At 44.8% G+C, this 13,364-nt stretch carries 10 protein-coding genes; 7 read left to right on the forward strand and 3 right to left on the reverse strand.

Annotation, left to right across the window (positions count from 1 at the left end; genetic code table 11):
• The first annotated feature begins 15 nt into the window (after positions 1-15).
• The 4 genes from AAEY80_RS01845 (at position 16) to AAEY80_RS01860 (ending at position 4,787) form a co-directional block, all read left to right on the forward strand.
• Positions 16-1,821 carry an acyl-CoA dehydrogenase gene (locus AAEY80_RS01845; RefSeq protein ID WP_201583996.1) on the forward strand — a complete coding sequence of 602 codons (1,806 nt, stop codon included), beginning with the start codon at positions 16-18 and terminating at the stop codon, positions 1,819-1,821.
• A 221-nt stretch (positions 1,822-2,042) separates the two neighbouring features.
• Positions 2,043-3,050: an NADP-dependent oxidoreductase gene (locus AAEY80_RS01850; RefSeq protein WP_010198539.1), complete on the forward strand. Its 1,008-nt coding sequence runs from the start codon at positions 2,043-2,045 to the stop codon at positions 3,048-3,050.
• Positions 3,051-3,053: 3 nt separating this feature from the next.
• On the forward strand, positions 3,054-3,848 hold the full coding sequence (locus AAEY80_RS01855) for an SDR family NAD(P)-dependent oxidoreductase (protein ID WP_350587816.1): 795 nt from the start codon (positions 3,054-3,056) through the stop codon (positions 3,846-3,848).
• 177 nt (positions 3,849-4,025) lie between these two features.
• Positions 4,026-4,787, forward strand: coding sequence for an SDR family oxidoreductase (locus AAEY80_RS01860; RefSeq protein ID WP_502945548.1), 762 nt, complete (start codon positions 4,026-4,028; stop codon positions 4,785-4,787).
• A gap of 119 nt (positions 4,788-4,906) precedes the next feature.
• On the opposite strand, the gene AAEY80_RS01865 is transcribed toward AAEY80_RS01860, so the two are convergent.
• Complete coding sequence (locus AAEY80_RS01865) at positions 4,907-6,166, reverse strand: alkane 1-monooxygenase (RefSeq protein WP_350587817.1); 1,260 nt, start codon at positions 6,164-6,166, stop codon at positions 4,907-4,909.
• Positions 6,167-6,556: 390 nt separating this feature from the next.
• Between AAEY80_RS01865 and AAEY80_RS01870 the strand changes: the two genes are divergently transcribed.
• Both AAEY80_RS01870 and AAEY80_RS01875 read left to right on the forward strand, forming a co-directional pair.
• Positions 6,557-7,693, forward strand: a complete 1,137-nt coding sequence (locus AAEY80_RS01870; protein WP_350587818.1) for an AraC family transcriptional regulator — start codon at positions 6,557-6,559, stop codon at positions 7,691-7,693.
• Between the two features lie 82 nt (positions 7,694-7,775).
• Positions 7,776-8,654, forward strand: a complete 879-nt coding sequence (locus tag AAEY80_RS01875) for an HpcH/HpaI aldolase/citrate lyase family protein (protein ID WP_350587819.1) — start codon at positions 7,776-7,778, stop codon at positions 8,652-8,654.
• Between the two features lie 30 nt (positions 8,655-8,684).
• Here AAEY80_RS01875 and uvrA read toward each other — a convergent pair whose 3' ends face one another.
• Positions 8,685-11,282, reverse strand: a complete 2,598-nt coding sequence (gene uvrA, locus AAEY80_RS01880; protein WP_350587820.1) for an excinuclease ABC subunit UvrA — start codon at positions 11,280-11,282, stop codon at positions 8,685-8,687.
• Between the two features lie 330 nt (positions 11,283-11,612).
• On the opposite strand from uvrA, the gene arfB reads away from it, so the two are divergent.
• Positions 11,613-12,026: an alternative ribosome rescue aminoacyl-tRNA hydrolase ArfB gene (arfB, locus tag AAEY80_RS01885; RefSeq protein ID WP_173239714.1), complete on the forward strand. Its 414-nt coding sequence runs from the start codon at positions 11,613-11,615 to the stop codon at positions 12,024-12,026.
• 97 nt (positions 12,027-12,123) lie between these two features.
• Here the strand turns inward: arfB and AAEY80_RS01890 are convergent, their stop codons facing one another.
• A complete protein-coding gene (locus AAEY80_RS01890; protein WP_201618707.1) occupies positions 12,124-13,323 on the reverse strand; it encodes a sugar transporter in 1,200 nt (399 codons plus the stop codon).
• Positions 13,324-13,364 lie beyond the last annotated feature (41 nt).

Consider the following 13,364-nt stretch of genomic DNA (forward strand, 5'->3'; position numbering starts at 1 on the left):
GTTAACGAGAATACTATGGCAGCAGATACGCTTATCAATGACTTTGAGTTACCGTTCCAACTATATGATGTATTGGGCACTGAACATTTAACCGAGCATCCGAAGTTTGCAGAACACAGCCGCGAAACCTTTGATGCGGTATTAGGCACCGCCAATAAAATCGCGACCAATTTATTCTTGCCCCATAACCATGTGGCAGATAAAAACGAGCCACAGTTCGATGGCAAAAAAGTCAGCATGATAAGTGACGTAAAAGTCGCCTTTGATGCGTTCCGCGAGTCGGGTTTCATCGCTGGTCGTTATAGCTTTGACGATGGTGGCATGCAATTACCCGAAACGGTTATGACCGCAGTGGCAGGCTATTTTATGGCGGCCAACCCATCAACGACGGCTTATCCGTTTTTGACCACGGCGGCGATTAATGTTATCTCACATTTCGCCAGTGATGAGATTAAAAATGCCTTTATGCCGCGTATGCTAACGGGTGAATTTACCGGCACCATGGCGTTAACCGAGCCGCATGCTGGCTCATCGCTTGCCGATATCAAAACTACCGCTGTTAAACAAGACGACGGCAGCTATCGCGTAAAAGGCAGCAAGATTTATATCTCAGCAGGCGATCACGAATTGTCTGACAATATCGTGCATTTGGTCTTAGCTAAAGTGCCCGGCGGTCCTGGTGGCGTCAAAGGTATTTCTTTATTTGCCGTGCCGAAGTATCGTTTAAATGACGATGCATCGGTCGGCGAGCGCAATGATGTACATTTAACCGGACTCATTCATAAGCTTGGCTATCGAGGCGCGACTTCCACGGCATTAAGCTTTGGTGATGCAGGCGAGTGCTATGGCTATCTTATCGGCGAAGAGCATTTTGGTCTGCGTTATATGTTTAAGATGATGAATGAAGCGCGCATCGCGGTTGGCTTTGGCGCAGCGATGATTGGCTATCGTGGTTATCAATACTCGCTCGATTATGCCAAAGACAGAACACAGGGCAGAATCGCGCCCAATAATAAGCCTGAAGATGCAGCAACGGCGATTATCCAGCATGGCGATGTGAAGCGTATGTTGTTGGCGCAAAAAGCCTATAGCGAGGGCGGTATCTCGCTGTGTTTATACGGCTCAAACCTGATCGACCGTATCAATACTTGTGAAGATGCAACACTAAAAGCTGAGCTATCAGAGTTATTGGACTTGCTCACGCCAGTGTTAAAAGCATGGCCATCTGAATATGGTCCAAAAGCCAATGATTTAGGCATTCAAGTATTGGGCGGCGCAGGTTATACGCGTGAATATCAAGCCGAGCAGTTTTGGCGTGACAATCGTCTCAATCCCATTCATGAAGGCACAAATGGCGTGCAAGCGTTAGATTTGTCATTCCGTAAGTTATGGCAAAACAAGGGTCTTGGTATTCAAATTCTAAAACGTGAAATTACCCAAGACTTAGAAAGTATCAGCACACCAGAAACCGCCAAACTTGCCGGTAAATTGATGCCTTATATGGGTCATCTGCATGAAGTATTGGTACATCTAAGCAAAATCCTGCAAACGGAAAAAGCACTTACATTAACGGGTAACGCACAAGCACTAATGAATATCTTTGCCTCTATCGTGGTCAGCTGGATTTGGATTCGCCAAGCGAGTAAAGCTGAGCAATTGCTAAGCGAGACAACAGATATTGAAAAGCAAAACTTCTATCAAGGTAAAATCCAAGCAGCAAAATACTTTATCGATTGGGAGTTGCCGTTAATCAATCGTGATATCGAACTGCTAAATAATGACAATGCGGTATGTACCAATATGCAAGCAGAATGGTTTTAAGTAATTGTTTGGAATGTTTTCAATATAAGAACATGCCTGAACAATACGACTAATGTGATGCTGGGATGAATTTTTCGAAGCCTCTGGAGTGCAAAGCGCACAGCAAGCGAGAAAAATTTATCCCAGAAGAACGCTTTTTAATATATTTGGCTTATTTTGAATAAACTCTTTTTAAGCAAACGATACCAATGGCTTTTTATAAAAATTTAAAGGAATAAATAATGACAACAATGAATAAGCAGTGGCGTTTAAAAGAAAGACCTGTTGGCGCACCGAGTGCGGAGACTTGGGATTATACCGAGTCAGAACTACCGACCATCACAGACGGTCAGTTACTGATAAAAATTGAATATATCTCGATGGATCCAGCGATGCGTGGCTGGTTAAACGATGCCAAATCTTATATCGAACCGGTACAGATTGGTGATGTCATGCGCGCGGGTACCGTGGGCGAAGTGATTGAAAGTAAGCATGAGAAGTTTGCCGTCGGCGATTATGTCTGTGGTCACAATGGCGTGCAGTCGTATGCAGTTAGTGATGGTACTGGTTTATACAAAGTTGATCCAAACCTTGCACCCTTATCTTATTACTTAGGCGTGCTCGGTATGCCGGGTATGACCGGTTACTTTGGCTTATTAAAAACAGGTGAGCCAAAAGCTGGCGAGACGGTGGTCGTCTCTGGTGCTGCGGGTGCGGTTGGTGGTTTGGTTGGACAGATTGCTAAACTAAAAGGCTGCCGAGTCGTTGGTATCGCAGGCGGTGCTGAGAAATGCAAATTCCTAGTCGATGAGCTAGGCTTCGATGCTGCGGTAGATTATAAAAATGAGGATGTCAAAAAAGGCTTAAAGCAAGCCTGTCCAAACGGTGTCGATGTCTTCTTTGACAACGTAGGCGGCGATATCTTAAATGACGTCCTTACCCAAATTAATCTGCGCGCGCGTATCGTGATTTGCGGTGCGATTAGCCAATATAACAACACCACAGCGGTAAAAGGGCCGTCAAACTATCTGTCATTATTGGTCAATCGTGCCCGTATGGAAGGCATCGTTGTCTTTGATAATATCAAAGAATATCCAATCGCGATGAAAGAGATTGCTGGCTGGATTCAGTCAGGTGATATGAAAGTAAAAGATCATATCGTTGAAGGTATCGAGACTTTCCCTGATACCTTGATGATGCTCTTTAAAGGTGAAAACTTCGGCAAACTGGTACTTAAGGTAGAGGGATAAATCATGACACTGAATACAAATGGAATTGCATCAGACGTAGCCAGTAACGTTTCTGGTAAACGTATTTTAATCACAGGCGGTGCGTCTGGCATTGGTGCGGCAAGTGCGTTATTGCTAGCCAGTCGCGGCGCAAAAGTCGTGATCGGTGATATGGCAGAAGAGATGGGCGCAGCCGTTGCTAAGCAAGGTCAAGATGCGGGCAATAGTATCGTCTTTAAAAAAGTCGATGTTACCAGTGGTGATGAAGTACGCACCTTATTCGCCTTTGCCATGGAAACGTTGGGTGGTCTTGATGTCGTAGTAAATAATGCGGGTATCGATCATAAGCCAGCACCGATGCATGAGCTAAGCGATGATGATTTTGATCGTAATATCGCCGTCAACCTGAAAGGCGTCTGGCATTGTATGCGTGCGGCGGTTGCATGTATGGCACCAAATGGCGGTGGACATGTGATTAATGTTGCATCAATCGCAGGACTTCGTTCTGCGCCTTTATTGTCAGCTTATAGCGCTGCCAAACATGGCGTGATGGGTCTGACCAAGTCTGCTGCCCATGAATATGCGCGCGTCAATATTCGTTTTAACGCGGTATGTCCAAGCTTTATCGATACACCTATGGTGCAGAATACCATGGCGAAGATGAACGAGCGCGCCCAAAAAGCAACTATTAATGCCAGTCCATTACGCCGTTTGGGGACAGTTGATGAGGTATCTGGCGCGATTGCGTGGCTTGCAAGCGATGAAAGTAGTTTTATGAATGGTCATGCGTTTACCCTTGATGGTGGAATGTTGGCTTAATAGTCAAATAACTGCTAAATCATTACGGCGTTAGCCTCGCTTGATTTACTATTCGTAATATCTACGCTCGGCTGCCTTGTAATGGATTTGCAGTTTTTCGACTATCACTGATTAAGTGTTGATGATAAAAAAATTTAAAACTGAACTGCTAATTTAAAAAAAATATAAGGAATAATAATGAAAGATTTATTCGATTTAACCGGCAAGATTGCTTTAGTCACTGGTGCTAGCCGTGGTATTGGTGAATCTATCGCCCGTCTGTTAGCGTCAAGAGGCGCACATGTCATTGTCTCTAGCCGTAAGATTGACGCTTGCCAAGCGGTTGCCGATAGCATCATCGCTGATGGTCATAAAGCCAGTGCCTTTGCTTGCCACGTAGGGGAAATGGAGCAGATTGCTGCTATCTTTGAGCATATCAAAAGCGAATTTGGTCAAATTGATATTTTAGTCAATAATGCCGCGGCAAACCCTTATTATGGCCATATCTTAGATACGGATTTAGCAGCTTTTGATAAGACCGTCGAAGTCAATATTCGTGGCTATTTCTTTATGTCGACAGCTGCTGGTAAGATGATGCGCGAGCAGGGCGGCGGCGTAATTTTAAATACTGCCTCGGTCAATGGCTTAGTCGCTGGTGATAAGCAAGGTATCTACTCAATCACCAAAGCTGCTGTCATTAGCATGACCAAAGCTTTCGCCAAAGAATGTGGGCCGTTAAATATTCGCGTCAATGCGTTATTGCCAGGCTTAACTGATACTAAGTTTGCCTCTGCTTTAACAACTAATGATAAAGTCTTAAAGATGGCGCTCCATGCAATTCCGTTAGGACGTGTTGCCCATCCTGATGAGATGGCTGGTACAGTATTGTATCTCGTATCTGACGCTTCAAGTTATACTACGGGCGCAACGGTGGTGGTTGATGGCGGTATGTTGGCTTAATCTAGTTATAACTATCGCTATATTTTTATAATAAAAAACACGTTACTTAATAACGTGTTTTTTTTATGTCTCAATGTTTATTAATTTTAGTTCACTACTTTTGACTCACTATTTTAAATTTATCTACTCGCACGTTTTGCCATGACGCGATCTAATAGCTGTAAGCCTTTCTCAAACGTATTCGTCGTGCGCTGCATTAATGGGCTTAATGGTTTGGAATGCATATTAACCTTACTCATATCATTATTATAATGTGTTCTGACACGCTTATTCATAATGGCAAACCACAGTGGCGGGATATAGGCGGGCATAATCATCGTGGCATAGCCTATCGGCAGTTGCGGGGCTTCCTCAAAATGTCTGAGCAACTGATAGGCGCGGCTTGGATGTGCGTGGTGGTCAGAATGGCGCTGCAATTGATACAAAAACAAATTGGTCACGGTGTGATTGCTGTTCCAGCTGTGCTCGGGCTGTGTGCGCTCAAAGCGGCCGTTGTCGTCTTGTTCTCTGAGCAGACCGTAGTGCTCTAGATAATTCACCACTTCTAACAGGCTAAAGCCATATACTGCTTGCAACCCTATAAAGAGTAGGATTTTTTTGCCAAAAGCCTTATAAAGAGTGGCATAAAGTACCGCCGACATCGCCCAACCTTGCAACAGCTCGTTGTCTTTGTTCCAAAAGCCTTTATGTCGACGGGCGAGCCGCTCATTTTCAATGCTTACAGCGGAACGTAGGCCACCGAACACTGTGCGCGGTAAAAACTGCCAAAAGCTCTCGTTGTACTTGCTACTGGCTGGATCTTTTGGGGTCGCCACCCAGCGGTGATGACCGAAATTATGCTCTATGGCGAAATGTCCATAAGCCGCTGGCGCAAGACTGATACGTGCCAAAGTACGGTTTAGGTGGTCAGACTTATGACCAAGCTCATGGGCGGTATTAATCGCAATACCACTGCCGATTCCTGCCGTCAATGCCACTCCTAAGCGATTATACCAAGGCAACTTTCGCTGACTATACTGATAAGCCAGCAGACCAAAAGCCATATATTGTAACGGTATAAAAGCATGAGCAATCCACTTATAATAGGGGTCTTGGGCAAGCGCTTGCATAGCGCTATCAGGCGGGTTGCTATCATCACGACCGACCAACACATCTGCCAACGGGATGATACCGTGGATCAAGATAGTGCCTCCCCAAGCCAGCGCTGTATTTTTAAGCTCGAAGCCCTTTTGATCTCGTAATCCTAAAGCGAACAAGCAGCCTAATAGAGGCAGTGATGGACTACACAGCCAAAACCTCCTTTTTGGGTCGCGCCATAGTGACCCATCCATCGCATCTTGAATGATGGCATGTTTTTTAGCGCTTAATGTCTTAGTCATTATACAGTCCTTGTATAGTCAATTCTCTATAAATTAGATACGGTATCAGTCTCGCTTAGTCTGCTATTTATAAGACTTTCACTCGTTTTCCTTGTATCCAAATTATATTGAAATGACTATATAGTGAGTCCTATATAAAACGGATACGGTGTCAGAAACGATTTAGTTTATGTATTATCAATCAACATTCTGATAATTTATTATGACCTTTGATAGTCTTGAAAACGGCGTTGATTGACAAAAAAATCTCACTTTGCGTCCAAAAATGAAAGTATATGCAGATTTAATCGTCAGACTTCGTTATGTTAGGGCTTATACATAGCGTATATATATATAGTAATTAGCGCTAATAACGCTTTTTAAAGCGAGTAGTTGGGATTGGGTTGAGACATGGATATTTTAAGTCGACTGTTTGATGAGATGCATTTGCAAAAGGTGCAATATATCACTGTTAATGCACGCGGCACTTGGCAACTGGTACAGAATAGACAGGACTATCTGACCTTCATTGTGATCGTCAGTGGCGAGGTACATCTATGCTATGGCAGTGGTAATCATGACAGGAAAATCATCACAGCCAACAACATGGTAATGTTGACCACACAGGACAGTTATACGTGTCAATCAGCGCCAATAGTATCCAATATCACAGTCAAAACGCTCATGCCCGCACACACTGAAGGTCAAATTAGCTTAGAGATTAATAATACAGATAGCGGTCATAAAGTTATTGCCCAAGGTAATCATGTTCAAACTAACCATGTGCAAGATAACGAGGCACAATTTATTGTGGTACGCAGTCAGTTTGACACCGATATGGCAAGACCTTTGCTATCCGCGTTGCCTGCCAGTTTACCGCCAGTGACCCAAAAGCACTCGGCTTATAATGATGTAGTGCATATTGGATTGCAGTTTTTCTTATTAGAAGTGAGCTTGCAGCGTCCCGGCAAGACTACGATGCTTGAGCGCTTGGCTGGCATGCTGATGATTGAGTGTATACGCGAGTATGTCGAACAGCTAGAAATGGCATCAGGATTTAATGACAACATAAATCACACTACAGATAATGCCTTAAACAGTACGCCATCGTGGATTGATCATCCATGGCAGATAGACAATGATACCGACAACAGTGTTGAAAATAACATTACTAGTAACGGAGATGAAAATGGCAATTGGCTGGCCGCCCTAAAAGATCCTTGTCTATCAGATACCCTATATTTGATACATCGTTACCCAGAAGATGCTTGGACACTACAGGGTTTAGCGAAAGCATCAGGTCTGTCGCGCTCAGGACTTAATGAGCGCTTTAAGCAGTCAGTTGGTATCACGCCGCTGGCATATCTGAGTCACTATCGCTTGCGACTGGCGGCAAGGTTTTTGCGGCAAGAACAATATTCAATTAGCAAGATTAGCGAACTGGTAGGCTATGCGTCGGATCACTCGTTTAGTGGTGCATTCAAGCGGCGTTATGGGCAATCACCCAGTCATTACCGCAAAGCTCATAGCAAAAAATCAAAGCCATAACATAAATGCTCACCCCAAATAGACTGATGACTACGGGCGATTAATCGTGAGGGTAACTATGAAAGCAACAATAGAAACAACAATGAAAAATCCTATTAAAGATAAAAAGCAGCCTCATCATAACGCAGTAGTAAACAGTTATATAAATACGAAGACGTGGCTATTTGTCCCAGCGACTCGAATCGATAGAGTAGCAAAAGCCTTTGCTAGTGGCGCAGATGCGGTGATTGTCGATCTAGAAGATGCGGTTGCCTACGAGGACAAAGCGCAAGCTCGCGAATCTATAAAAAACTATTATAATGAGCAGGATAATTTACAAAACCTGCAGCCGATTTGGCTACGTATCAATAAAGCGAGTAGTGATGAGTGTAAAAAAGATTTAGCATTGTGCCAGCAGTTGCCTAATCTGGCGGGTATCGTATTGGCAAAAGCCGAACAAGCATCAGATATTGAAGCAATTTACCAAGCCACTGGCTTATCGGTAATTGCTTTAATAGAAAGTGCGCTTGGTTTGCATCAGGTAGAGGCGATGGCAAAAGCGTCCGGGCTGTTGACATTCAGCTATGGTTTTTTAGATTTGTGTAATGACTTGGGTGTCACTGTTGGAACGCCAGCAGCAGACATCATCGCCAATCAGATTCGCTATCAATTAATCTTAACGGCAACAGTACATCAATTATTAGCGCCTATTGATACGGTTTATCCTGACTTTAAGGACGACGAAGGTTTAAGTGCTACAGTACAGCTTTGGTCACAGATGGGCATGTCAGGGATGCTGTGTATTCATCCCAAGCAAGTCGCCACCGTGCAAGCATCTTTACAACCAACAGAGAGCGAATTGTCATTTGCCAAACAAGTGCTAGAAGAGTACGACAGAAGCGGACAAGCGGTGTTTAAAATAGCAGGTCAGATGGTCGATGCGCCCGTAATCGAGCGCTGCCGTCAGTTGCTGAGTGGATAAAAGGTTGTTAATAGAGTGCGCCGAAATAGGCTAAAAAAGTAAAAAAGGCGCAGTACGGCTGGTTTTTGACTTTGCGACTTCTGCTGGCGTGCCTTCTACCACAATAAGACCGCCCTCATCACCAGCACCCGGACCCATATCGATAATCCAATCGCTGTTGCTAGCAACTTGCATATCGTGCTCAACCATAATCACCGTATTACCGGTTGCGACCAGCCCATTTAACTGTGCCATCAGCATCGCGACATCAGAAGGATGTAAGCCAGTCGTTGGTTCATCGAGCACATACAGTGTATCGCCGCGCTGGGTACGCTGCAGTTCGGTAGCAAGCTTGATGCGCTGTGCTTCGCCACCAGACAACTCGGTCGCTGGTTGCCCAAGTCTTAGGTAGCCAAGCCCAACTTTTAGCAAGGCATCTAAGGCGCGCATTATTGGGGCATCATCAACGAAAAATTCAGAAGCCGCTTCGACCGTTAAATCAAGTACTTCAGCGATATTTTTACCTTGATAAGTAATTTCTAAGGTTTCGTCATTGTAGCGCTGACCGTGGCACACTTGGCAAGGCGAGTAAACACTCGGCAGAAATAGCAGCTCAACGCTGACAAAACCGACACCTTCGCAATTTGGGCAACGTCCTTTTTTAACGTTAAATGAAAAACGTCCAGCATCATAGTGCCTTGCTTTTGCTACTTTGGTGGCAGCAAATAACTTGCGCACATGGTCAAACAGTCCAGTATAAGTGGCCAGATTTGAGCGCGGTGTGCGCCCGATGGCTTTTTGGTCTACAGTGACTAAGCGTTTGATATGCTCCATACCACTGACTATCTCTCCGCCTATTGGCGTTTCTTGTTCTTGCTCCAGTAAGGCCGCTTCATCGGTGGGCGCTTCAATCACAGTTTTTTGCCCTAGCGCATTGTAGACCAGTTCAACCAACGCTTGACTGACCAAACTCGATTTCCCCGAACCTGAAACGCCCGTCACTGTGGTTAACACCCCTAAAGGAAATGCCGCATCTAACCCTTGTAGATTATTACGCTCGATATTGGCAAGTTTTAGCCAATGATTAGGTTGTCTTGGCTGCTGGCTTGTTAATTGATGGGCTTTTGGTTGCTGGGTTTTTAATTTTTTATTTTTGGAATCCCCATTAAAAAGATATTGTCCAGTATAGGAATCAGAGATATCTTGCAAGCCTGCGACAGGGCCGCTATAGATGATTTCACCGCCGTGACTGCCCGCTTTTGGTCCGACATCGACTATCCAATCGGCGTGGCGAATGACGCTGACATCATGCTCGACAATGAATAATGAATTACCCGCGGCTACCAGTTCATCTAGAGCGCCTAATAGCGCCTGAGTATCGGCAGGATGCAGGCCAGCGGACGGTTCATCGAGTACATAAACCACGCCAAATAGTCTAGAGCGAATTTGAGTGGCAAGTCTTAGGCGCTGTAGCTCGCCGGGCGATAAGGTAGGTGTGGTGCGTTCAAGTGATAAGTAACCTAGCCCAAGTCTGGTTAACGCTTCTACACGCGATAAAATATCGCTGGTAATACGCTTGGCAACAATGGCTTTTTCACGGTCAGGCATATCATCGCTGAGTTTTTTATTGGCAGCGCCGTGAAGTTTAAGCGCCAGTTCAGTCAAGGTTAATTGTGATAACTCGCCAATATCAAGCCCTGCAAATTTAACCGACAGCGATTCTTGTTTTAACTTTTTGCCATGGCAGCTTGGGCATTCTGAAATTTGCATGAACTGTGCCACACGTTTTTTGGTACGTGGACTTTGGGTCGTGGCAAAAGAATGTAAGACGAAATTTTTTGCACTGGTAAAAGTGCCTTTATAATTGGGTTTTTCACCTTTTTTAATCGCCTCGCGTACTTGCTCGAGATTGTATTCTGGGTAAACCGGCACTTCTGGGGTTTCATTGGTAAATAAAATCCAATCGCGGGTTTCCTTGGATAACGTGTTCCAAGGTTTGTCGATATCGTAGCCCAGTGTGGTCAATATCCGGCTCAGATTTTGCCCTTGCCATGCTGGTGGCCAAGCAGCAATGGCGCGTTCTCGAATGGTTTTCGTCTTGTCAGGCACGAGCAAATCTTCTGTGACCTCAAACACGCGGCCAATACCTGAGCAAGTAGGGCAAGCACCTTCTGGCGTATTTGGCGAAAAGGCATCGGCATATAGCATGTCTTGCCCAGCAGGATATTCGCCTGCTCGCGAGTACAGCATGCGTAGACCATTTGAAATCGTCGTCACGCTACCAACCGATGAACGTACCGACGGCGTACCGCGCTGCTGTTGCAAGGCGACCGCAGGCGGTAAGCCTTCTATCGAATCGACATCAGGCTCGCCAACTTGGTCAATCAAGCGCCGCGCATAAGGCGATACCGAATCAAGGTAGCGGCGTTGCGACTCAGCAAACAAGGTACCAAATGCCAGTGACGATTTGCCTGAGCCTGATATACCGGTAAAAACGACCAACGCATTACGCGGTAAATCCACATCGACATTTTTGAGATTGTGCACCCGCGCGCCCCTAACTTGAATGCTTTGTGCAGCGGTAAGGTTGTGGTTTTTGAGAGAAGTGTTAGATTTTTTATGATTAGATTTGTTATTATTGGTCGTCATACAACGCTTATTCCTTTGACTAAAAACGGCTTGTTAACGCTTTGATTCAACAATACCGTGTCTGTTTGATACTGTGTTCTTTTAATATCGTATCTGCTTAAAGTCATCCTACCACCTTAAAATCAAATCACTGCGCAGGCTTACGCTTTATACACAGAGGATAGACACAGCAACGTCAAACGATAACATTTATAAGGTTTACCCGATAAATTGCATATTATAAAGGTTAAGAAATACGGCGTTTTGGCCGCTATTAAGCGGGCAAGTGGCGCGTTAACTGGGAATGCTTTATCATTAACCTTATCTATCAATCATTTATAAAAGTATTTTATGATTTTTATCAGCAATACCATTAGCCTGAATGACAGCGAAGTAGATATTAGCGCCATACGCGCGCAAGGAGCAGGCGGGCAAAACGTCAATAAAGTGTCGTCTGCTATCCATCTGCGTTTTGATATTCCCGCTTCGAGCTTGAGCGATGTCATTAAACAGCGTTTATTGGACAGCAAAGACAGCCGAATCACCAAAGAAGGTGTGCTTATTATTAAAGCGCAGCAGTTTCGTACCCAAGAACGTAATCGAATTGATGCCTTGGAGCGGCTGCAAAGCTTTATTATTCAAGCCACTCATGTCAATAAAACCCGTAAAGCGACCAAACCTAGCAGAAATGTCAAACGTAAACGCGTCGATCAAAAAACCCAGCGCGGTAAGACCAAAGCGTTACGCGGTAAAGTAGATTTTTAAATAAGCGGCTTAATTTTTTAATAAAGCAAACAGCAAAATGCCAGCCCATTTAATTGGCTGGCATTTTGTATAGGCTTATTTACTATCAGATTTTTAGCTAACCAAGTCTTCTACTTAATTCAGGAAAGCGCTTTATCATAAATAACATCAAGAGCAGCGACACACTGGCGATAGCCGCGCCAACATAGCCGACGCTTGATATTGAAATATGCGTTACGGCATAACCACCAAACAGCGCACCGGCGCCAATGCCTAAATTAATAATCCCTGAGAACATCGACATCAGCATATCTTGCGCCGTGACATCGACCATGATGACTTTGGCTTGCATGGAGATAATCAGCAGCATCAGCGCCGCGCCCCACAGTAATGCAATGAAACTCAGCGCCCAGATAGAGGTCACGGCAAATAAGAGCACCAGCATAGATAACAGCATTAATATGATCGATATCAGCATCAATCTGGTATTAAAACGATCACCCCAGCGACTAAAAATCACACTGCCGGCAATCCCTGCCACCCCAAATAATAGCAAGACAACCGTCGCGGCGTTTTCACTGATGGCACCGACCTGTCGCATAAAAGGTTCGATATAAGAATAAGCCGTATAGTGCGCGGTAAAGACCAGTAAAATCAGTAGATACAAACAGACCAATAAGGGGTTTTTAAGCAATTCTGGAATTTTTCTAAACGAGCCTTCAAACATACTTGGCAGCGTTGGCAATAGCCTTGCTTGCAAAATAAACACGATAAAAGCAATCACCCCAATACCGCCAAAGGTTGCCCGCCAGCCAAACCATTGACCGACTAAGCGCCCTAATGGCACGCCGAGCACCATTGCCAATGAAGTACCGGTCGCAAGTACACTAAGCGCCAGTGCTTTTTTACCTTCAGGTGCCACGCGTATCGCAATCGCGGCGGTGATGGACCAAAATATCGCGTGCGAAAGTGCAATGCCCACGCGGCTAATCAGCAATACATCAAAGCTCCAAGCAAATACGGACAATACATGACTGGCAATAAATACCACAAACAAGCCCAAAAGTAAGCTTTTACGCTCAAAACGGCTGGTAAGTAGCATCAATGGCAATGACATCGCCGCGACAATCCAAGCATACAGCGTCAACATCCAGCCAGTTTCTGCTGTAGTGATGGAAAAATCTTGGGCGATGTCACTTAATAGGGCAACGGGGACAAATTCGGTAGTATTCATAATAAAGGCGCTGACGCCCATTAAGAATACTTGGAAATACTGAGTTCGGCGAGCATTTGCGCTCACCTCGAGGTTATGTTTCATATGATCCAATACAAATAAAGAAGGCGCTAATAGTGCAAATT

Source organism: Psychrobacter sp. 78a-MNA-CIBAN-0178 (assembly GCF_040309625.1).
GTDB classification, from domain to species: Bacteria; Pseudomonadota; Gammaproteobacteria; order Pseudomonadales; family Moraxellaceae; genus Psychrobacter; species Psychrobacter okhotskensis.